Genomic DNA, 21,196 nt, shown 5'->3' on the forward strand with positions numbered 1-21,196 from the left:
CTCATGACCGCCTATGTCGTGATGGAGCCACCTGGCCGCAGCGAGAAAGTCGACACGACGACCTTAGTCCGCGACGGCTTCACCTGGCTCGGCCTGCTTGTGCCGCCGCTGTGGCTTGCCTGGCACCGGATGTGGGTCGAAGCGGCGCTCGCCTTTGTCGTCATGGGCGTGCTGTCGATGCTTGGCGAGAGACTTGGGCTCGGTGTGGCCGGCTCGCTTTTGTCGCTGCTCGTCTCGCTCTATGTCGGACTGGAAGGACAGGGCTTGCGCATCGCGGCACTGCGCCGCCGCGGTTGGCATGAGTGGGGCGTCGTCGAGGCCGGCTGGCTCGCCGACGCCGACATGCGCTATGCCCTTGAGGTCGAAGGGCTTTCGGATGAAGCGGCACCCGCGCCGCGCATCGTCCCAGATGCCGCTTTGGCGCGCCCGGCACAGCCAGGCATGGCGCTGGGGCTGACCCACATTCCGGGACGGCGCTGAGATGCGGGTTGCGATCATCGATTACGGTTCGGGCAATCTGCGCTCGGCCACCAAGGCCTTCGAGCGCGCCGCGCGCGAGGCCGGCATCGCGGCCGAGATCGACCTGACGGCCGATGCCGACCGGGTGCGCACCGCGGACCGCATCGTCCTGCCCGGCGTCGGCGCTTACGCCGATTGCGCGGCCGGCCTGCGTGCCGTGGACGGCATGTGGGAGGCGGTCGAGGACGTCGCCATCGCCAAGGGCCGGCCTTTCCTGGGAATTTGCGTCGGCATGCAGCTGATGTCCGAGCGCGGCCTCGAAAAGACCGTCACCAACGGGTTCGGCTGGATATCGGGCGACGTCAAGGAGATCACGCCTTCCGATCCGGCGCTGAAGATCCCGCAGATCGGCTGGAACACGATCGAATTGAGGCATAAGCACCCATTGTTCTCCGGCATTCCGACCGGCGCGGCGGGACTGCATGCCTATTTCGTCCACTCCTACCATCTCGACGCAAAAAAACCGGACGAGATCCTCGCGGTCGCCGACTATGGGGGCCCGGTGACGGCCACGGTCGCCCGTGACAATCTCGCTGGCACGCAGTTCCATCCTGAGAAGAGCCAGGCGCTGGGCCTGGCGCTGATCACCAATTTCCTGCGCTGGAGGCCCTGAACCATGAGCAAGAAGGGCTACTGGATGGTAATGCTGACGGTGACAGATCCGGAAGGGTATCAGCGTTACCGCGACGCCATCGGCGACGCGGTTTCGTCTTTCGGAGGCCGCTATCTTGTGCGCGGCGGACAAGTGACCAATCCCGAAGGATCGGAATTTGACAGGCAGGTGGTGGTCGAGTTCGACTCTTATGAAACCGCGCTCAGCTGCTATCGATCGCCAGCCTACCAGACAGCGTTGCAGAACAGGCTGGCGGCTTCGACCGGACATTTCGCGATCGTCGAGGGTGCCTGAGTGATCCTGTTTCCAGCCATCGACCTCAAGGACGGCCAATGCGTGCGGCTGAAGCACGGCGATATGGCGACCGCGACGATCTACAATGACGACCCCGCCGCGCAGGCAAAAGCCTTTGAAGGGCAGGGCTTCGAGTGGCTGCATGTCGTCGACCTCAACGGCGCCTTCCAGGGCCAGAGCGTCAACAGCGCCGCGGTCGGGGCCATCCTGAAGGCGACCAAGAACCCGGTGCAGCTCGGCGGCGGCATTCGCACGCTGGAGCAGATCGAGGACTGGCTAGACCGTGGACTGGCCCGCGTCATCCTCGGCACGGTGGCGGTGCGCGATCCCGATCTGGTCAGGCAGGCCTGCAAGGCATTTCCGGGCAAGGTCGCCGTCGGCATCGATGCCAAGGGCGGCAAGGTGGCGGTCGAAGGCTGGGCGGAAGCCTCGAGCCTCGGCGTCATCGAACTGGCGAGGAAATTCGAAGGCGCCGGCGTCGCCGCCATCATCTATACCGACATCGACCGCGACGGCGTGCTGACCGGCATCAACTGGGACGCCACCATCGACCTCGCCGACGCGGTGTCGATCCCGGTCATCGCCTCGGGCGGGTTGGCTTCGATCGCCGACATCGTGCGCATGACCATGCCCGATGCGAAAAAACTCGAAGGCGCGATCTCGGGCCGTGCCCTCTATGACGGCCGCATCGATCCCACAGAGGCGCTGGCCATCCTGCGGGGCCGGCCGGCGATGGAGACGCGGTCGTGAAGGTTTCGCTCATCCTGGCCCCCTATGACAGCGGCCACTATCATGGCGGCATGGGCCAGGGACCGGACGCGCTGATATCGGGCGGGCTCGTCGATGCCCTGACCCTTGCCGGCCACGACGTCACGGTCGAGGATATCGGCAGGGTCGGCGACGGCCAGGAGCGCGAGATCGCCACGGGTTTTGCCGTCTGCAACGCCGTCTCGGGCGAGGTCCGCATGGCCCGCGACAGGGGGCGGTTTCCCATCGTGCTGGCCGGAAACTGCCTGACGTCAGCCGGCGCGGTCGCCGGCGAAGGCGCCGACGCGATCATCTGGGCAGACCAGCATGGCGACCTCAACACGCCCGAGACCTCCGTCTACGGCTTTCTCGACGGCATGGCGCTGTCGACGGTGCTCGGCCTGTGCTGGCGTCCGATGGCGGCCGCCATTCCCGGCTTCAGGCCGATCGATCCCGCGCGCTGCGTGCTCGTCAACGCCCGCGATCTCGATCCGGCGGAGGAAGAACTACTCGAAACATTGCCTGTCATCCGGACGGAATGTCCAGGCGTGGCGCAAGCGACGGAAAAACTGAAGGCCGCCGGCGCCAACAGCGTGCACATGCATCTCGATCTCGACGTGCACGATCCCAAGGCGCTGCAGGCCAACCGTTACGTCACATCAGGCGGACCGAACCCGGAGCAGCTGCGCGACGCGGCCTGCGCCATGGCGCTTGCGGTACCGGTCGTCGGCATCACCGTTTCCGCTTACGATCCGGCCTTCGATGCCCAAGCCGATGTGCCGCCGTTGGTCGGTCAGCTGCTCAACGATCTGCTTGCCACGATAGAGGGCCGCTGATGCTGAAAGCCCGCGTCATCCCTTGCCTCGACGTCAAGGACGGCCGTGTCGTCAAGGGCGTCAATTTCGTCGACCTCATCGACGCCGGCGATCCGGTGGAGGCCGCCAAGGCCTATGATGCCGCCGGCGCCGACGAACTCTGCTTTCTCGACATCACCGCCTCGTCGGACAATCGCGAGACCATCTTCGACGTCATCGCCCGCACCGCGGAACAATGCTTCATGCCGCTGACCGTCGGCGGCGGCGTGCGCCAGGTGGCCGACATCCGAAAATTGCTGCTGGCCGGGGCCGACAAGGTGTCGATCAACACGGCGGCGGTGAAGAACCCGGATTTCGTCGCCGAAGCGGCCGACAAGTTCGGCAACCAATGCATCGTCGTCGCCATCGACGCCAAGAAAGTCTCCGGCCCCGGCGAGGCCGACCGCTGGGAGATCTTCACCCATGGCGGGCGCGAGAAGACCGGCATCGACGCCGTGGAATTCGCGCGGAAAATGGTCGATCGCGGCGCCGGCGAGATCCTGTTGACCTCGATGAACCGCGACGGCACCAAGGCCGGCTACGACATCGCGCTGACCCGCGCGGTGTCGGACGCGGTGCGCGCGCCGGTCATCGCTTCGGGTGGCGTCGGCACGCTCGACCACATGGTCGAAGGCATTCGCGACGGCCATGCGGGTGCTGTGCTGGCGGCCTCCATCTTCCATTTCGGCACCTACACCATCGCCGAAGCCAAGGCGCATATGGCCAAGGCCGGCCTGCCGATGCGGCTGGACTCGCTGGGCAACAGGTCCTAGAGCATGCTCCCGAAGCCGGCGTTCGGAAAAAACCCGGCTTAAACAAGAAGATAGATCGACATGGCCGAGTTTTCGCTCTCCGACCTGGAAAAAATCGTCAGCGACCGCGCCCATTCCGGCGATCCGGATTCGTGGACGGCCAAGCTTTACGCCCGGGGCATCGACAAGGCGGCGCAGAAACTCGGCGAGGAGGCGGTCGAGACCGTGATCGCCGCCGTCAAGGGCGACAAACAGGGCCTCGTTTCCGAAAGCGCCGATCTTATATATCATTGGCTTGTCGTTCTCGGCATCTCGGGTGTCCCGTTGAACGACGTGCTCAAGGAGCTTGAAGCCCGTACCGGGCGTTCGGGCATCGCCGAAAAGGCGTCGCGGCCCAAGGGCTGATCGGGAGGAAGGGCAGGTATCTCGATGGATCAGCTCGCGCCAACAGAGAAATATTCTCCGTTTCGCTTCTTCTCAGCCGAGCAATGGTCGCGGTTCCGAGCCGATACGCCGCTGACGCTGAGCGAGGACGAGTTCCGCCGCCTGCGTTCGCTCAACGACCCGGTCGACCTCGAAGAGGTCAAGCGCATCTATCTGTCCTTGTCGCGGCTTTTGTCGGCGCATGTCGAGGCGAGCCAGCTTCTGTTCCGGCAGCGCCAGGCCTTCTTCAACGCCGCCGACGTGGCCAAGACGCCGTTCATCATCGGCATTGCCGGTTCTGTCGCGGTCGGCAAATCGACCACGGCGCGCGTGCTGAAGGAATTGCTGGCGCGATGGCCGTCGAGCCCGAAGGTGGACCTCATCACCACGGACGGCTTCCTGCTGCCCAACGAGGTGCTGCGCCGCCAAAACCTAATGGAGCGCAAGGGTTTCCCCGACAGCTACGATGTCGGCGCGCTGCTGCGTTTCCTCTCGGGTATCAAGTCGGCGTTGCCCGATGTCCGCGCGCCGGTCTATTCGCACCTTACCTATGACGTCATCCCCGGCGAGTTCGTCACCATCGACCGGCCCGACATCCTGATCTTCGAAGGCATCAACGTGCTGCAGCCGGGCAAGCTGCCGCAGGACGGCAAGATCGTGCCCTTCCTGTCGGACTTCTTCGACTTCGCCATCTACATCGATGCCGACGAGAAGCTGATTCACAATTGGTATATTTCCCGCTTCATGCGGCTGCGCGAAACCGCCTTCCGCGATCCGGACTCCTTCTTCCACCGCTATTCGCAGCTGTCGGAGGATGCGGCCAAGGCCATCGCCGAGGGCCTGTGGACCAACATCAACCTGAAGAACCTGCGCGAAAACATCCTGCCGACGCGTGCCCGCGCCGACTTGATCCTGCGCAAGGGCGCCGACCACCTGATCGAGGAAGTGGCGCTGCGCAAGTTGTAGCCGATAGACTGGGCGTAGCGGGCGCTCCACAAGCCCGCCACGCCGCTGTTTATGTGTCAGCCATTGGCGAACGGCACGGCGACATAGATCTGGGTGTCACCACGCTCGACCAGAAGCAGCACCGATTTGCGTCCGGATTTGCCGGCTTGGGCAATCGCTTGGGTCACCTGCCTGGCGCTCTTCACCGGAGCCTGGTTGACGGCGACGATGACATCGCCCGGCTGGATGCCGGCAGTCGCTGCCGGCTTGTCGGGATTGACGCTCGCAACCACGGCGCCGTGCTCGTTCTCGGGCAGGTTCATCTGCTGGCGGATGTCCGGCGTGATATCCATCAAGCCAAGGCCGACGGCCGGCACGCGGGAACCCTGTTCGGTGCCCGGCGCGCTGGAGTCGTCCGTCGACGCCGTTTTCACATCGTCGCTGTTGCGTCCGACCTCCACCGAGATCTGCATGGCCTTGCCCTTGCGCCAGACATCCAGTCTCTCCTTGGCACCCGGCGCGACGTCGGCGACGGCTCGTGACAGGTCCTTGGGATCCTTGACGTCCTGCCCGGCGAAGCCGGTGATGACGTCGCCGGTCTCGACGCCGGCCTTGGCCGCGGGCGAGCCGTCATTGACCTGCGAGACCAAGGCACCGCTGGGATGGTCCAGCCCGATGGCGCTTGCCACATCCGGGGTGACGGGCTGGATCTCGACGCCGAGATAGCCGTATTCGATGTTGCCGCCCTTCATCAGCTTGGCGACCACCTTCTCAGCCTGGTCAGACGGAATGGCGAAACCGACACCGACGCTGCCGCCATTGGGCGAATAGATCGCCGTGTTGATGCCGACGACATTCCCATTGACGTCCACCAGCGGGCCGCCGGAATTGCCGTGATTGATCGGCGCGTCGATCTGGATGAAATCGTCGAAGGGCCCGCTATGCAGGTCGCGGCCACGCGCCGAGACGATACCGGCTGTTACCGTGGTGCCGATGCCGAACGGATTGCCGATCGCCAGCACCTGGTCGCCTGTCATGAGCTTGTCGGAGTCGCCCCACTTCACGGTTGGCAACGACTTGCCGGCGTTGATCTTCAGCACGGCGAGGTCGTTCTTGGCATCGTGACCGACCAGCTTGGCCGGGAGCTCCGTGCCGTCGTCGAGCGTGACCTTTATCGAGGAAGCGCCGTCGACGACATGGTTGTTGGTGACGATGGTGCCGTCGGCACCGACGATGAAGCCCGAACCGAGCGCTTCGGCCCGCGGCAACCGCTGTTGCGGAGGCGTCTTGGGAGCGGGCATGCCCTGATCGCCGAAGAACTGGCGGAAATAATCGTCGAAGGGCGAGGCGCCATCGAAGGGCGACGCTTCGTTCATTGCTTCCGGCTGTCCTTTCATGACCGTGGTCACGGTCACGACGGCCGGCTTGGTCGTGGCCACGATCGGCGCCAACGAACCGCTCGGGGCCGTGGTCCCGGCAACGGGGGTCTGCGTCGTTGCAACCGTGTTGCCCGTGCCGACGCCGTTCGCGCTGTCGGCGAATGAGACGACAAAGGGAGAAACCAGCAGCGCGGCGCCCAGCAGGGCGGCGATGCGATGCCTACGAAGAATGCTCAGGTTTGACATGGTCGTTCTGTCCGGGCGAGGGGTTGATCCGCGCCGCGGGTCTTCCTGGGAGAAGTGCCCGTCAGCGTGCCGACGGCCCGGGTTGCCTGCCTCGCCACGCATGGCAGCCGGCCGGATCGACAACAACTATCTAGGGCGCCGATCCGCGCGATTTAGGGTTTTAGCCCGACCTTACGAAGATTTAATTCAGAGTGCGCTTACGGATCGCAGATAGGCCGACGCGATTTCGCGCATGCGCCCGCCGTCGAAGCTCGGGCCGTGGCCGCCATGGCCGATCCTGATCGGCAGGTCGAGCAGCCGGCGCATCGTGTTGCGATAGGCCTCCCGGTCGGAATCCGGCAAATCGTCGATCAGCGTGTCGTCATAGATGGCGTCGCCGCTGAAAAACAGGCCGTCGGTCTCATCGAAAAGCGCGATCGAATCCGGCGAATGTCCGGGGAGATGCAGCACCCGAAACCGGCGGTCGCCTAGATCGACCACGTCGCCTTCGTCGAGCATACGCGTCAACGGTGCCGGCGCTATCGCATAGTCGGCCGACTTCCAGCCAGGCGCCGGCAATTTCGAAACGGCCCCCTCGAGATCGTGGAACATGTAGGCGTAAGTCGCGGCCTCATCCATGCTCTCGAATTGCGCTGCGCTCATCCTTGGCCCGGCCCGCAGCGGAAATTCGTGCAGCGAGCCGACATGGTCGAGGTGGATATGGGTGGCGACGACCAGAAGCGGCTTGCCTTCGGCCGTCTTTATCTCCGGCGCCAGCGGACAGATGCCCATCCCGGTGTCGACCAGAAGGTCGGCGTCGCGGCCGGTGAAATGCCAGATATTGGCGCGCACATAGTCGTGCACGAACGGCTCGGTCAGCATCGTCGTCCTGCCGTCGACGATGCGCCTGGAGAACCAGTTATCCATCAGGATGAGCCTGGGCATCAAGTGTGAGCCGGGCATCAAGCGAACCCGGCATCAGACGAACGGCTTTCCGACCTTGTATTTTTCCGGCACCAGCCGCTTGAGATAGGCCATGCCGGCCTCGGACAGCTGGTTGGCGTCGGGCTTCATGAAATCGTCGGGCATGTGACGGGTCTTGCCGGCGACGTTCTTCAGCGGCACCTTCTTCAGCACTATCTTGCTGCCATCATATTGCAACGCCACCGAGCCGCCGCCCTGTTCGGCGACGCCGACGGCAAAGGCGCCGGCATCGAAGGCCTCCTGCGCATCGACCGGGCTGATGGAGCCGACATAGCCGCGCGGCATGTAGCCGAGTGCGTCGACGCGGGCACGCTTGCCCGGCAGCCCCTCGGCCAATGCCCGTTCGAGCGCCGCCGGCAGGTCGCTGCCCGAGAGTTTGACGTTGCCGTGCTGGTCGCGCTCGAGCTTGTCCGCCGGCACCAGGCTTTCGACCAGTGCCTTGCCGTCGGCGGTGCTGACGCCTTCCGACACGGCGACGATGCAGCGCTTGTGGCGGTCGAGGGTGGCGCGCACGTCGTCGATGAAACCGGCGGCGGAGAACGGCCGCTCCGGGACGTAGACCAGATGCGGGCCGCTGTCGGAATCGAGCTGCCAGGCCGCCGACGCCGCGGTCAGGAAGCCGGCATGGCGGCCCATGACGATGCCGACATAGATGCCGGGAAGCGCGCGGAAATCGAGATCGACGGACAGGAAGGCGCCAGCGACGAATTCGGCCGCGGACATGAAGCCCGGCGTATGGTCGTTTTCCTCGAGATCGTTGTCGATGGTCTTCGGCGCATGGACGAAAGCGATCTTGCCGCCGGCGGCATCGGTCAGGATCTGCTGCGTGCCCGAGGTGTCGTTGCCGCCGATATAGATGAAAGCGTCGGCGCCCGCCTTCTGCAGGCCCTTCAGGATGACCTCGCAATAGGCGGCATCCGGCTTGTCGCGCGTCGACCCGAGGGCGGCGCTCGGCGTTCCGGCGATCAGCCGCAGCCGGTCCTCCGGGATCGCGGAGAGGTCGACATAGTTGCCGTCACGGATGCCGCGCACGCCGTGCAGGGAGCCCAGCACCTTGGCGCCGGGATGGCGCCTGCGGATCTCCAGCGTGGCGCCCACGACCGTCTGGTTGATGACGGCGGTCGGGCCGCCGCCCTGCGCGATAACGAAAGTTCCGGCCATGCTTGATGTCTCCCTGGAGCATGACGCCGAAAGAGACGGATTCGGATTTCAGATCGAACGGACCTGAAATCATCCGCCTCTAGGCGATGGTTTTCAGGTCACCTTGGCCTGTCTTGCCGCATCGCGCAACGGGAGAAACGGAGGGCTGGACGATCACATGACGACGACGGGGTTTTTCTTCGACACCCGGCTGTAGAGGTCGATAATGTCCTGGTTGATCAGGCGCACGCAGCCCGACGACATCGCCTGGCCGATGCTCCACCATTCCGGCGAGCCATGGATGCGGTAGCCGGTGTCCTTGCCGTCCTGGTAGATGTAGAGCGCACGCGCCCCGAGCGGATTGGTCAGGCCGCCGGGCTGGCCGCCCTGCCACTTCACCAGTTCCGGCTTGCGCTGGATCATTTCGGGCGGCGGCGTCCAGGTCGGCCACTCCCTGCCATACTGGATGTTGGCGCGGCCGGACCAGCGGAAACCGTCCTTGCCGATGCCGACGCCGTAGCGGATGGCGTCACCGCCCGGCTGGACGAGATAGAGCATGCGTTCCTTGAGATGCACGACGATGGTGCCGGGCGCCTCGCCGGTCGTATCGACGACGATCTGGCGACGGAACTCCGGCTTGACCTTGAGATAGGGCACCTCGGGCACGTTGAAGCCGTTATCCGTCAAGGAGGCATACATGACGTCGGGGCTGGTGATGTTCTTGTCGACGCTGATCGAGGGCCGGATCGGCACCGAACCGGTGACCGTATCGTCGAGCTGCAGCGCCGGCAGATCGCCACCACCCGAGGTCGAGCAGCCGGCGACGCCGAGCAATGCCAAAGCGCCCGCCCCGGACAGGACGGCGCGGCGGGAAAGAAGAAGATCGGTTTCGACTGCGTCGCCGTTTCGTGGCGGCGTCGGACCTTGCGGCAACTCACGCATATACCCAACCCTACGCTGTCGGCGGGAAGCACGGTCCGGCCGGATAGTGGGCATTTTCATCATTCATGGTTGATAAAGCGTGAATGCCTTGCGCTGCTTGCGTTTGCGCCTTGCCGAGGCGCCGCTCCGCCCTCCCGCGCGGTCGCCATTAAACATCTGCAAGACGTTGAAACCGTCATCAAGCTTTTTGCCGCTGGCGCAATTGACGTCGCGGTCCCGTAAGAGTCGTGCCGGTTGCCCGGCCGGAATACGCAAAAACAAGGATTCGGTCCCTTTACATTCTTCGGGAGCCAAGGACTTATCCTCTTCTTTGAGCTCAAAGGAGACGAGCATGTCCTTCGAAAACTGGGCCGCCTTCGCTGCCGCGTCGACCATCCTCCTCATCATCCCGGGCCCGACAATCCTTCTGGTCGTCTCCTATGCGCTGGGCCAGGGCTGGCGCACCGCTTTGCCGATGGCCGTCGGCGTGGCGCTCGGCGACTTCACCGCCATGACCTTGTCGATGCTGGGCATCGGCGCGCTGCTTGCCGCTTCGGCTGGTGTTTTCACCATCCTGAAACTGATCGGCGCCGGCTATCTGATTTATCTCGGCGTGAAACTGTTCCGCGCCGGCGGCACGCTGAAGGCTGAACCACGCACCGACGCGGTGTCGTCGGCCAAGATGATGGTGCATGCCTGGCTGGTCACCGCGCTCAACCCGAAAAGCATCACCTTCTTCGTCGCCTTCCTGCCGCAGTTCCTCGACCGGCACGCCGACTTCCGGACGCAGATGCTGATCTTCGAGACGACCTTCCTGGCGCTCGCCTTCGCCAACGCCTTCGGTTACGCGCTGATCGCGGCACGCGCCCGCAACGTGGTGCGCAATCCCAAGGCGATCCGCATCTTCAACCGCACCGGCGGCACGCTCCTGGTCGGCGCCGGCATCGCCACGGTGGCGATGCGTTCCGGCAATTGACGTCCCGACGCGGGTGAGGCCCGGAGGGCCTCACCATTTAACACTGAAGCCCAGATTGCCCTCGAGGATGCGGCGTTTGTCGCCGCCGAGATTGGTGGTGTAGTCGCCGGTGGCGAAGATGCTGACCTTGTCGGTCACCTTGGCGACGATACCGCCGCCGAACTCGAACGAGGTCGACCTGCCCTCCGTCGAGATGTCGGTGGTGTCGAAACTGACACGATCGGTGCCGCCAAAATCATGCCAGATATTGGCCTTGAGGTAGGGCTGCAGCGCTATTCCATTGACAACGGACTCGCCCTGCAGCCGAGCCCCGATCCGGCCGGTGACGCTGCCCTCGCTATCGAAGGAAACCGACGAGAAACGATCCTTGGCATCGTCGAGCGACAGATGCTGCCAGATCAGTTGCGCCTGCGGTTCGAGCGTCCAGCCCTGCGCCAGCGCAATGAGATAGCCGCCCTCCAGCGAGGCGGTGACACCTGTTCCGCCAATGTCGATGCCGACATCGCGCGACGACGTCGCGTCGCCGCCGAAGAAGGTGGCCATGAGGACGCCGTCGAGGTACCAGCCGCCTTGGCCGATGCGGGTCCAGTAACCGCCGGCGCTGGTGCCGCTGACATCGATGCCGCCGACGGACAGATCATTCTGCCCCAGCGCCCGGCCGCGCACATCGCCCTTCATGCTGGCATAGGCGACGAACAGGCCGGCGCGATCGATCCCGCCCGACGCGGTTTCGCGTCCGAAGACGTCGAAGCCCGCCTGCAGGCCGAACAAGGTGCCGTCGAAGGACGGCGACACCGTTCCCGACCAGCCCATCTTGGCGTCCTGGCCGTAGATGCGGCCCCAGACCGGCGACAGCTCCGTGTTCGACAACAGGCTCTGTTCGCCGCGCCGCTCATGGAAGGTGCCAAGTGTCGTCATCGCCAGATGCTCGGCCACAGGCGGCACCGCGGAATAGACCGGCACCTCGACGCGATAGAGCAGGATTTCCTCCCCTGCCGCGGGCATCGGAAGATCGGGCACGGCGGTCGGGACCGGCGGGGGCGGTGGCGGTGGATCAGCCGCCGGCGCCGGCGGCGGCGGCGGCGGCGGCACGGGCACCGGATCGCTAGCCTGCACGGGCGGCGTCGGGTCGGCCGGCGGAGTGTTGATGTCGCCCTCGGTCGGCGCCGGCACCGGCGGCAGCGCGGATGGCGGCGGCGGAGGTTCGGCCTCGGGCGGCACCGGTTCCGGCGCGGGTGTTGGTTCTGCCGCCGGCGGCGCCGCGGCCGGCGATGTCGGCGTTATCAGCGACGAGCGCAGATACCAGTTCTCCGCGCTGCCTGCGGTGACGCCACCCTTGAACAGATAATATTCGAAGGCGCCTGCCGCGACCGGCACGTCGAGCGCGAAGGCGCTTGAGGTGGAGGTGGCGCCGTTGACCGCCTGGACGACCATGATGCCGTCCTGCATCGTTTCGGCCCCCGCGCCGCCGACATTGACCACCGCGATGCCGGTCGAGCCGGAAGCCGTGCCGCCCGAAAGCACCAGCCTGTCCGACGCCGACGAATCATCGCCGAGCTCGGTCTGGATGAGCAGCAGGCCGCCGAGCCCGGTGTAATTGCCCGAAATCATCAGCCGGTCCGTCGCGCCGGTACTGCCATTGGTCAGGTCGATGCGGCCTGCATTGACGACGTCCGCAAGCTGGCCCGACGTAAAGGCCTGGATCGATGCGTTGAAGCCGCCGCCATAGAGCGTGCTCGCGGCATCGACATTGAGCGATCCCGTGCCGGTGCCGCTGTCTCCAAGCACGAGATTGCCGTCCAGCGTGAGCTGGGTGTCGTTGGTGGCGTCGACGGTCTCCCAGTTCTGGATCCGGCTGATGCCGTCGAGCTTGACGTTATCGAAGGTCAGCATATCGGTGCCGAGACCGCCATTCAGCGCGTCGGCGCCGCCCAGATTGGCTTTGGTCAGGTTGCTCAGCTTTGCCGTATCGTTGTCGCCGCCGAGGTCGACGGCGCCATAGATGATGCCGCCGCCATTCCACACGAAATTGTCCGCGCCGAAGCTCATCAGCACATCGCCGCCGACGGTGCCGCCCGTGATCGTCACGCTGTCGTTGCCGCCGCTGACGCTGATGTTGCCGCCGATCGTGCCGCCGGAGAGAATGATGGTGTCCTGGTCGAAGCCGGTGACCAGGTTGCGGTCGATGATGCCGCCCGACATGTTGAAATAGTTCTTGTCGAGCTTCATGTTGACGCGGCCGATGCGGCCGTCGGTCATCACGGCACGGTCGCCGTCGTCGAAGAAATCGACGATGCGCCCGCCGGTCATGGTGAAGGTGTCCAGCCCGTCGCCCTGGTTCAGCGAACCGACCTGGCCGCCGCTCATGTTGAAGTCGTCGATGCCGGCGCCCTGCTGGACATTGCCGGCGACGGTGCCGCCGCCGATGGTGAAGAAATCCGTGCCGTCGCCCTGATCGACCGTGCCGGTGATGGTGCCTGACTGCATGTTGATGCGGTCCGTGCCCGGGCCGAAGGTGACGTTACCGCTCACCTGGCCGGTGCCGCCGGCGGGAAAGTTCAGCGTGTTGTTGCCGATGGTGTCGTTGAGGCTGCCGCCCGAATCGCCACTATCGCAAGTGAAGACGTCATTGCCCGGAGACGGAACCAGCAGGCATGCCGCCAGGGCCACGGAGTTCGGCAGCAACATAAGGGTCGTAGTTGCAAGTAAGCTAATAAACCCAGCATTGATCCGCCTGGGCTTTCGCTGCGGCAAATAAACAGCCCTGCCAATGTGCTCCGAACCGCTGTTCGGAACCTGTATTTCAAAATGCCGCATCGCGTCCCCTCTCAGATCGCGATTTCAAGCCCCTTACCCGCGCCGCAATCAAGCCACAATTCGTCCAGTTTTACAAAGCCTATTCTGTCTCCCATGGTTGATGAACTGCAAAAATGTCTGACATGCCGCGGCGCGACTCGTGAAATGGCGTAGCCGTGGCCTATGCTTTAAGATCACGTTGGACCGTGGGCATCATGCCCATCGGGCCTCGACCGGGGACTCTCGCATGGCCATCAGGGACGCATTTGGCCTGGCATTTTCGGGCGCGACGGAAGCTGGATTCGCGCCCTACGGCCAGGCCGTGCGCGAATTGCAGTGTTTCATTGGCGATCCCGTGAAATCCGTCGATCGCGCCATCGCGCAGGACCCCGGTTTTGTCATGGCGCATGTCTTCAAGGGCTACCTTTTCGGCCTTGCCACCGAACCGGAGGCGACGGCCGTGGCCAGGATCTGCCACGAGGCGGCGCTGCCGCTTGCCGCGACAACGCGTGAGCGGGCGCATGTCTCGGCCCTCGGCCACCTCGCCAACGGGCGCTGGCATCAGGCCTCCGGCATTCTGCGGGACATAGCGATCGATTTTCCGCTCGACGCCGTGGCGCTCCAGGTCGGACACCAGGTCGATTTCTTCACCGGCAACGCCCGCATGCTGCGCGACCGCATCGCCCGCGCCCTGCCGTCATGGCAGGCGGACATGCCGGGGTATCACGCCATTCTCGGCATGCAGGCCTTCGGGCTCGAAGAGATGGCTGAGTATGCGCAGGCCGAAAGGCTCGGCCGTACGGCGGTCGAGATCGAACCGCGCGATGGCTGGGCGCAACATGCGGTCGCGCATGTGATGGAGATGCAAAGCCGGCAAAGGGACGGCATCGCCTGGATGCGTACCGATCCCGAAGCCTGGACGAAGGAGAGCTTCCTCCAGGTCCACAATTGGTGGCACCTGGCGCTGTTCCACTACGATCTCGGCGAGACCGGCGAGGTGCTGGCGCTCTATGACGGGCCGATCTATGGCAGCAGATCGACGCTGGCGCTCAACATGGTCGATGCATCGGCGATCCTGTGGCGGCTTCACCTCGGCGGCGTCGACGTCGGCGACCGCTGGACGGCGCTGGCCGCCAATTGGGTGCCCAAGGCCGCTGCCTCCAACTATGCCTTCAACGACGCCCACGCGATGATGGCCTTTGTCGGCGCCGGGCTCGATGCTCCGGCCCGGACCTTGCTCGGGGCACAGCGCGAAGCGATGCGGGGCGGTGACGACAATGCCGCTTTCACGCGGGATGTCGGCCATCCCCTGACGCTTGCGATCGAGGCGTTCGGAGAGGGCAACTACGCCGAAACCATCCGACTGATCCGGCCGATCCGGGCCATCGCCCATCGATTTGGCGGCAGCCACGCGCAGCGCGACGTCATCGATCTGACGCTGATAGAAGCCGCCTTGCGTGCCGGCGACGGTGCACTGGCCAGGGCGCTGACGACGGAGCGCTCGACCGTACGCCCGGACAGTCCGCTGTCGGCGCTGTTTTCGAGACGCGCCGCCGATTTGTCAGAGAATTGACCCGGAGCGGATCTTGCCTTAAAAACTGGCTCAAACATATTTTTCGGGTTCCGAAAAAAATAAGAACGTGGGAGGAAACCATGTATCTCGGCCTCGACCTGGGCACATCGGGCGTCAAGGCGCTGCTGATCGATGCCGGACAGGGCGTCATCGGCTCCGGCCATGGCACGCTTGATGTTTCTCGCCCTCATCCGGGCTGGTCCGAGCAGGATCCCCTGCACTGGATACGCGCCTGCGAAGACGCGATCGCCGACCTGAAGGCGGCACATCCCGGGCAGTTCGCGGCGATCGAGGGCATCGGCCTGTCGGGCCAGATGCATGGCGCGACCTTGCTCGATGCGGCCGATCAGGTGTTGCGCCCCTGCATCCTGTGGAACGATACGCGCAGCCATGTCGAGGCGGCGGCACTGGACGCCGATCCGCGCTTCCGCGCGCTCACCGGCAACATCGTCTTTCCCGGCTTCACCGCGCCCAAGCTCGCCTGGGTGAAGAACAACGAACCCGCTGTCTTCGCCAAGGTGGCAAAGGTGCTTTTGCCCAAGGATTTCCTGCGGCTCTGGCTGACCGGCGAGCATATTTCGGAAATGTCGGATTCGGCAGGCACGTCCTGGCTCGATGTCGGCAAGCGGCGCTGGTCTTCCGAGTTGCTTGCGGCGACCTCGCTTGAGGAAAAGCAGATGCCGTCGCTGGTCGAGGGCACGGAAAAAGCCGGCGCCCTGCGCGCCGAACTCGCGTTGCGGTGGGGCATCGCGGCCGGCACTCCGGTGGCTGGCGGCGCCGGCGACAATGCGGCTTCCGCCTGCGGCATGGGCACGGTCGGCGCCGGCCACGCTTTTGTCTCGCTCGGCACATCGGGCGTGCTGTTTGCCGCCAACGCCGCCTATCTGCCCAACCCGGCCAGCGCGGTGCACACCTTCTGCCATGCGCTGCCCAACACCTGGCACCAGATGGGCGTCATCCTGTCGGCAACCGATTCGCTCAACTGGCTGTCGGAGATCACGGGCAAGGGCGCGGGCGAACTGACATCGGAACTCGGCGAGACGCTGAAGGCGCCGACCGGCGTATCCTTCCTGCCCTATCTCTCGGGCGAGCGGACGCCACACAATGATTCCGCCATTCGCGGTTCGTTCACAGGCCTGGCGCATGAATCGGGCCGCGCAGTGCTGACACAGGCCGTGCTCGAAGGCGTCGCCTTTGCCTTCCGCGACAGCCTGGAGGCATTGAAAACCGCCGGCACGACCTTGACGCGCGTGACCGCGGTCGGCGGCGGCTCGCGCTCGCGCTACTGGCTGAAGGCGATCGCCACCGCGCTGCAATTGCCGGTGGATATTCCGGCTGATGGCGATTTCGGCGCTGCGTTTGGAGCGGCCAGGCTTGGCCTGATCGCGGCGACGGGCGCCGATCCGCTGGCCGTGTGCTCCGCGCCGAGGACAGATGCCACGATCGAGCCGGATGCAGCTCTTGGCGGCGCCTTCGCCGATGCCTATCACCGCTACCGCGCGCTCTATCCGGCGATCAAGGCCGTAACCGCGTGAGTTGGCGCTTGTCCCATTCCTTTCGTCCGGGCGCTGGCGCTGCCCCTCACCTGCCTGCCGGCATCCTCTCCCCGCATAGAGACGGAGAGAGGGGCGCTGTCATTGCTGGTTTCGCCAATCACCAACGTCGCAGGAAAGGCGTCGAGATTGCCGCCGGCCCCCTTCTCCCCGTCACTATACGGGGAGAAGTGCCCGGCAGGGCGATGAGGGGCGGCGCCGACTTCGCCAATCGGTCCCCTCTACAGATTGGACAAGCAACTACTGTAAGCGTGGGAGCCACTCAACTTGCCAGCAAGACCTCACTGCGCCGGCACCTTGTCGAGGAAGCCGGTGACGCTCTTCAGGCGGCCGTTCTCGATGATGCCGATGTCAGTGCCTTCGATGACGGAAGCAGTGCCCTCGGGCCCGAGATTCCAGGAGAAGCGGATCTTGTCGGCAAAGCCGTCCGGCGTGCCCTTCAGCGAGAAGCGGAAGCCGGCAAAGCGCTGCTGGACGCCGCCGATCAGCGCCGCGACGCCTTCATGGCCGTCGCCCTGCATGAGCGGATCGCGATAGCTGACGTCCTCGGTGAAGACAGCCTTGAGCAAGGCCGCCCGGCGGTCGGCATCGCTTTCGTTCCAGGCGGTGATGTAGTTCAGGGCGATCGTGTTGAGGTCGGTCATGGTCTGTCTCCTTCGTTTGACGGTTTGGACAGGACCGTTTTCGACCAGCGCCGGCGTGAAACCAATTACGCCTGAGGTAATCGGGCAAACCTATCTTGGAGAGGAAGAGAACCATGAGCAGCGGCTTTTTCGGCGATATCCAGACAATCAAATATGAAGGACCGGATTCGACCAATCCGCTGGCCTACCGTTTCTACAATCCCGACGAAGTGGTGGCCGGCAAGCGGCTGGAAGACCATCTGCGCTTTGCCGTCGCCTACTGGCATTCCTTCGCCTGGCCGGGCGGCGACCCGTTCGGCGGCCAGACCTTCGACCGTCCCTGGTTCCCCAAGGCCGGCGGGATCGACACGATGGAACTGGCGAAACTCAAAGCCGATGTCGCCTTCGAGATGTTCTCGCTGCTCGGCGCTCCCTATTTCTGCTTCCACGACGCCGATGTGCGGCCTGAGGGCAAGGATTTCTCCGAAAGTGCGGCCCGCCTCGATGAGATCGCCGATTATTTCGCCGGCAAGATGAAGCAGACCGGCGTCAAGCTTTTGTGGGGCACGGCGAACCTGTTCTCCAACCGCCGCTTCATGTCGGGCGCGGCGACCAATCCCGATCCGGATGTGTTCGCCTACGCGGCCGCGACGGTGAAGAGCTGCATCGACGTCACCAAGCGGCTGAAGGGCGAGAACTACGTGCTGTGGGGCGGGCGCGAGGGTTATGAGACGTTGCTCAACACCGACCTTGCCCGCGAGCAGGAACAGGCCGGCCGTTTCCTGAACCTCGTCGTCGACTACAAGCACAAGATCGGCTTCAAGGGCACGATCCTGATCGAGCCGAAGCCGCAGGAGCCGACAAAACACCAGTATGACTACGACGTCGCGACCGTCTACGGCTTCCTCAAGCGCTTCGGCCTGGAGAAGGAGGTCAAGCTCAACATCGAGCAGGGCCACGCCATCCTGGCAGGCCACTCCTTCGAGCACGAACTGGCGCTGGCCAATGCACTCGGCGTCTTCGGCTCGATCGACATGAACCGCAACGACTACCAGTCGGGCTGGGACACCGACCAGTTCCCCAACAACGTGCCGGAAATGGCGCTGGCATATTACCAGGTGCTCCAGGCCGGCGGTTTCAAGACCGGCGGCACCAATTTCGACGCCAAGCTGCGCCGCCAGTCGCTCGACCCGCAGGACCTGCTGATCGGCCATATCGGCGGCATGGATTCCTGCGCGCGCGGCCTCAAGGCGGCAGCGAAGATGGTAGAGGACAAGGCGCTGTCGGGTCCGCTCGCCGAGCGCTATGCCGGCTGGAACAGCGCCGAGGCCAAGGCGATGCTGTCAGGCAAGCGGACGCTGGAAGAGATCGCCGAGCGCGTGGTGAAGAAGAAGATCGAGCCGCAACCGCGCTCCGGCCGCCAGGAACTGCTCGAAAACATCGTCAACCGCTACGTCTGACGCTGCCTGACCGTCGACAATCCAAGCCGGCGCACTATGCGATTCGAAAGCTTGGCGCGCGGAAACTTTCTGCGCGCCATGCTGAAATCGACGACAAGGTTTTGCCCTTGCCGCCTCTCAATGACCTCGCTCTTGCCTTCAAACTGCCGTCACGAATCTCGTATAGGTATGGCTCGTGGCGGGAGAGGAAGAAGGAGGCGAACCGATATGCAGAACGAACGTGAAATCGACGCCCTGCTCTCACCTGGCGAGGCCGGATCGATCATCGACCGGTTGATGGCAATGCCGCATCCCAGGGATGGCGCGCGCCGGTCCAACGAATGGGATCGTGCTGTTGCCAGCCGTTTCGAGACCCATCTGGCCAGACAGATGCGCTCGCAGATCGATGGCGGCAGCGACCGGCAAAACGCCGCCTGAGCCGCCTGGATTCAACCTCGGCGAAGCCTGACAGGGGCTTCGCCAAAAGCCCTTGAAAATGCTCTCGAAAAGGCCGCGGCAGACGAGAACCCCGTCCGCCCGGCGATATCCGCCATGGCGATCCGCGTGTCGACAACGAGCCGGCGCGCGGCGCCCAGGCGCAGCCTGAGATAGTAGGCGCCCGGCGTCTCGCCGATCGACTTGCGAAAGATGCTTTCCAGGGTGCGCGCCGTCACCCCGGCGCGCTTGGCCACCGCGTCGATGGTCAGCGGCTGGTCGACATGCGCTTCCATCAAGCGGATCGCTTGCGCCAGCCGCGGATCGTAGCCGTCGAGCCGGCCGAGCGAGACCAGCGGCTGGGCATCAGTCGCGGCACGCGCCTGGTCGTAGATGAAGACGCTGGCGACATCGAGCGCCACCGCCATGCCGAGCCGCGTGCGAATCAAGTGCAGCATCAGGTCGAAGGTCGGCGAGGCGCCGCCCGAGGTGAACACCGGCCCGTCGATGACATAGCGGTCCGGCCGGACATCGACGCCGGGAAAAGCCGACGAAAAATCCTCCATGTCTTCCCAATGGGTGGTGGCGCTGCGGCCCTCCAGCAGGCCGGCGCGCGCCACCAGCCAGGTGCCGGCCTCGACGCCGCCGCACGCGCGGGCCGCCCGCGCCGCCCTCCGCAAGCCTGAAAGCAGGGCCGACGTCGCGTAGTTCTGGGTGCCGAAACCGGCGACGACGACGAGAACGTCGGTTGTCTCCTTGGCGTCGAAACGGCCGCTGACCGCCACCGGCAGGCCGCAGGTGGTAACCGGCGCCTCGCCTGTCACCGAGACCAGCTTGAAGTCGAACAGGGTCTCGCCGGAAATGCGATTGGCGGCCCGCAGCGGGTCGACGGCGGAGGCGACGCACATGATCGAGGAGCCGGAAAACACCAAGAACGTTACCTTGAGGGTCTCACGTTCGGCGCGAAAGACAGATTTTTCGCTTTTGATCATGTGGCCTTCGTAAAACGCAAAGCAGCTTTGATCAAGTCGAGCGATGGTAGGGACTGTTTCGAATGGGAGGAGAGTTTCGATGCCGCTCGCGATGAACCGTGAGGTCTTCATTACCTGTGCCGTGACCGGGTCCGGCGGCTCGCAGGATCGCTCACCCCACGTACCGCGCTCGCCCAAGCAGATCGCCGATTCGGCCATCGACGCGGCCAAGGCCGGCGCTGCCATCGTCCATTGCCATGTGCGCGACCCCGAAACCGGCAAGCCCAGGCGCGACGTGCATCTCTACCGCGAGGTGACCGAGCGCATCCGCGCGGCGGATGTCGACGTCATCCTGAACCTCACCGCCGGCATGGGCGGCGACATGGTGTTCGGCTCGCCCGAGGCGCCGCTGCCGCTCAACGAAAAGGGCACCGACATGGGCGGCGCCACCAACCGCATGGAACATGTGCGCCAGTGCCTGCCGGAAATCTGCACGCTCGACTGCGGCACCATGAATTTCGCCGAGGCCGACTATGTCATGACCAACACGCCCGGCATGCTGCGCGCCATGGGCGGCATGATGACGGCGCTCGGCGTCAAGCCCGAGATCGAGGCCTTCGACACCGGACATCTCTGGTTCGCCAAGCAACTGGTCGAGGAAAGGGTGCTCGATCCGGACGCGCTGGTGCAGCTCTGCATGGGCGTGCCGTGGGGGGCGCCCGACGATCTCAATACCTTCATGGCGATGGTCAACAACGTGCCGTCGACATGGAACTGGTCGGCTTTCGCCATCGGCCGCAACCAGATGGCCTACGCCGCTGCCGCCGTGCTCGCCGGCGGCAACGTCCGCGTCGGCCTCGAGGACAATCTGTGGCTGGACAAGGGCGTGCTGGCGACCAATGCGCAATTGGTCGAGCGTGCCGCCTCGATCGTCACCAATCTCGGCGCCCGGATCCTGGGGCCGGAAGAAGTGCGCAAGAAGCTCAACCTGACCAAGCGAGCGCCGATCGCGGCATAAATTATTCGCAGGGAGG

The 21,196-nt window shown here is 64.7% G+C and carries 22 protein-coding genes; 14 read left to right on the forward strand and 8 right to left on the reverse strand.

Annotated elements, in window-relative coordinates; translation table 11 throughout:
* Positions 1–3: 3 nt before the first annotated feature.
* Genes FJ543_RS16305 through coaA form a run of 8 tightly spaced genes read left to right on the forward strand, consistent with a single transcriptional unit; the run spans position 4 to position 5,168 of the window.
* Positions 4–480 (forward strand): DUF2628 domain-containing protein, encoded by a 477-nt coding sequence (locus FJ543_RS16305; RefSeq protein WP_015314582.1) that lies wholly within the window; start codon positions 4–6, stop codon positions 478–480.
* 1 nt (position 481) lies between these two features.
* A complete protein-coding gene (gene hisH / locus FJ543_RS16310; protein WP_015314583.1) occupies positions 482–1,132 on the forward strand; it encodes an imidazole glycerol phosphate synthase subunit HisH in 651 nt (216 codons plus the stop codon).
* 3 nt (positions 1,133–1,135) lie between these two features.
* A complete protein-coding gene (locus FJ543_RS16315) occupies positions 1,136–1,426 on the forward strand; it encodes a DUF1330 domain-containing protein (protein WP_015314584.1) in 291 nt (96 codons plus the stop codon).
* Positions 1,427–2,176 carry a 1-(5-phosphoribosyl)-5-[(5-phosphoribosylamino)methylideneamino]imidazole-4-carboxamide isomerase gene (gene hisA, locus FJ543_RS16320; RefSeq protein ID WP_015314585.1) on the forward strand — a complete coding sequence of 250 codons (750 nt, stop codon included), beginning with the start codon at positions 1,427–1,429 and terminating at the stop codon, positions 2,174–2,176. It abuts the gene before it with no gap.
* Complete coding sequence (locus FJ543_RS16325) at positions 2,173–3,009, forward strand: arginase family protein (RefSeq protein WP_015314586.1); 837 nt, start codon at positions 2,173–2,175, stop codon at positions 3,007–3,009. Before hisA ends, FJ543_RS16325 begins: the two co-directional genes overlap by 4 nt.
* Positions 3,006–3,800, forward strand: coding sequence for an imidazole glycerol phosphate synthase subunit HisF (hisF, locus tag FJ543_RS16330; protein ID WP_041163598.1), 795 nt, complete (start codon positions 3,006–3,008; stop codon positions 3,798–3,800). Before FJ543_RS16325 ends, hisF begins: the two co-directional genes overlap by 4 nt.
* Before the next feature lie 60 nt (positions 3,801–3,860).
* The gene (locus tag FJ543_RS16335; protein WP_015314588.1) at positions 3,861–4,184 is read left to right on the forward strand and encodes a phosphoribosyl-ATP diphosphatase; all 324 of its coding nucleotides are present in this window, start codon (positions 3,861–3,863) and stop codon (positions 4,182–4,184) included.
* 24 nt (positions 4,185–4,208) lie between these two features.
* The gene (coaA, locus tag FJ543_RS16340) at positions 4,209–5,168 is read left to right on the forward strand and encodes a type I pantothenate kinase (RefSeq protein WP_015314589.1); all 960 of its coding nucleotides are present in this window, start codon (positions 4,209–4,211) and stop codon (positions 5,166–5,168) included.
* A gap of 56 nt (positions 5,169–5,224) precedes the next feature.
* On the opposite strand, the gene FJ543_RS16345 is transcribed toward coaA, so the two are convergent.
* The 5 genes from FJ543_RS16345 to FJ543_RS16365 all read right to left on the reverse strand — a co-directional run bounded on the left by FJ543_RS16345 (position 5,225) and on the right by FJ543_RS16365 (position 10,150).
* A complete protein-coding gene (locus tag FJ543_RS16345; RefSeq protein WP_140875917.1) occupies positions 5,225–6,772 on the reverse strand; it encodes a DegQ family serine endoprotease in 1,548 nt (515 codons plus the stop codon).
* A 186-nt stretch (positions 6,773–6,958) separates the two neighbouring features.
* Complete coding sequence (locus FJ543_RS16350; protein ID WP_140620608.1) at positions 6,959–7,678, reverse strand: MBL fold metallo-hydrolase; 720 nt, start codon at positions 7,676–7,678, stop codon at positions 6,959–6,961.
* A 51-nt stretch (positions 7,679–7,729) separates the two neighbouring features.
* A complete protein-coding gene (locus FJ543_RS16355) occupies positions 7,730–8,896 on the reverse strand; it encodes a diphosphate--fructose-6-phosphate 1-phosphotransferase (protein WP_140620585.1) in 1,167 nt (388 codons plus the stop codon).
* A 153-nt stretch (positions 8,897–9,049) separates the two neighbouring features.
* Entirely contained in the window at positions 9,050–9,817 is a 768-nt protein-coding gene (locus FJ543_RS16360) for a L,D-transpeptidase (RefSeq protein WP_140620583.1), read from the reverse strand.
* A 63-nt stretch (positions 9,818–9,880) separates the two neighbouring features.
* Positions 9,881–10,150 carry a hypothetical protein gene (locus FJ543_RS16365; protein ID WP_140660229.1) on the reverse strand — a complete coding sequence of 90 codons (270 nt, stop codon included), beginning with the start codon at positions 10,148–10,150 and terminating at the stop codon, positions 9,881–9,883.
* Here FJ543_RS16365 and FJ543_RS16370 point away from each other — a divergent pair.
* Positions 10,149–10,772, forward strand: coding sequence for a LysE family translocator (locus tag FJ543_RS16370; protein ID WP_140875919.1), 624 nt, complete (start codon positions 10,149–10,151; stop codon positions 10,770–10,772). The genes FJ543_RS16365 and FJ543_RS16370 overlap by 2 nt on opposite strands.
* Before the next feature lie 30 nt (positions 10,773–10,802).
* Here the strand turns inward: FJ543_RS16370 and FJ543_RS16375 are convergent, their stop codons facing one another.
* Complete coding sequence (locus FJ543_RS16375; protein ID WP_140875921.1) at positions 10,803–13,589, reverse strand: autotransporter outer membrane beta-barrel domain-containing protein; 2,787 nt, start codon at positions 13,587–13,589, stop codon at positions 10,803–10,805.
* 226 nt (positions 13,590–13,815) lie between these two features.
* On the opposite strand from FJ543_RS16375, the gene FJ543_RS16380 reads away from it, so the two are divergent.
* Positions 13,816–15,141 (forward strand): tetratricopeptide repeat protein, encoded by a 1,326-nt coding sequence (locus FJ543_RS16380; RefSeq protein ID WP_140875923.1) that lies wholly within the window; start codon positions 13,816–13,818, stop codon positions 15,139–15,141.
* 80 nt (positions 15,142–15,221) lie between these two features.
* The gene (xylB, locus tag FJ543_RS16385) at positions 15,222–16,676 is read left to right on the forward strand and encodes a xylulokinase (protein WP_140875925.1); all 1,455 of its coding nucleotides are present in this window, start codon (positions 15,222–15,224) and stop codon (positions 16,674–16,676) included.
* 299 nt (positions 16,677–16,975) lie between these two features.
* Here the strand turns inward: xylB and FJ543_RS16395 are convergent, their stop codons facing one another.
* On the reverse strand, positions 16,976–17,338 hold the full coding sequence (locus tag FJ543_RS16395; RefSeq protein ID WP_140620574.1) for a nuclear transport factor 2 family protein: 363 nt from the start codon (positions 17,336–17,338) through the stop codon (positions 16,976–16,978).
* Between the two features lie 113 nt (positions 17,339–17,451).
* Here FJ543_RS16395 and xylA point away from each other — a divergent pair, with 113 nt between their 5' ends.
* Together xylA and FJ543_RS16405 are read left to right on the forward strand one after the other, a co-directional pair.
* On the forward strand, positions 17,452–18,777 hold the full coding sequence (xylA, locus tag FJ543_RS16400; protein ID WP_015314599.1) for a xylose isomerase: 1,326 nt from the start codon (positions 17,452–17,454) through the stop codon (positions 18,775–18,777).
* Positions 18,778–18,984: 207 nt separating this feature from the next.
* A complete protein-coding gene (locus FJ543_RS16405) occupies positions 18,985–19,194 on the forward strand; it encodes a hypothetical protein (protein ID WP_015314600.1) in 210 nt (69 codons plus the stop codon).
* Positions 19,195–19,205: 11 nt separating this feature from the next.
* On the opposite strand, the gene FJ543_RS16410 is transcribed toward FJ543_RS16405, so the two are convergent.
* Positions 19,206–20,183 carry a GlxA family transcriptional regulator gene (locus tag FJ543_RS16410; protein WP_140875927.1) on the reverse strand — a complete coding sequence of 326 codons (978 nt, stop codon included), beginning with the start codon at positions 20,181–20,183 and terminating at the stop codon, positions 19,206–19,208.
* 79 nt (positions 20,184–20,262) lie between these two features.
* Between FJ543_RS16410 and FJ543_RS16415 the strand changes: the two genes are divergently transcribed.
* Positions 20,263–21,180, forward strand: coding sequence for a 3-keto-5-aminohexanoate cleavage protein (locus FJ543_RS16415; RefSeq protein WP_140875929.1), 918 nt, complete (start codon positions 20,263–20,265; stop codon positions 21,178–21,180).
* Positions 21,181–21,196 lie beyond the last annotated feature (16 nt).

It is taken from the genome of Mesorhizobium sp. B2-5-7, from assembly GCF_006440875.1.
Classification (GTDB): domain Bacteria; phylum Pseudomonadota; class Alphaproteobacteria; order Rhizobiales; family Rhizobiaceae; genus Mesorhizobium; species Mesorhizobium australicum.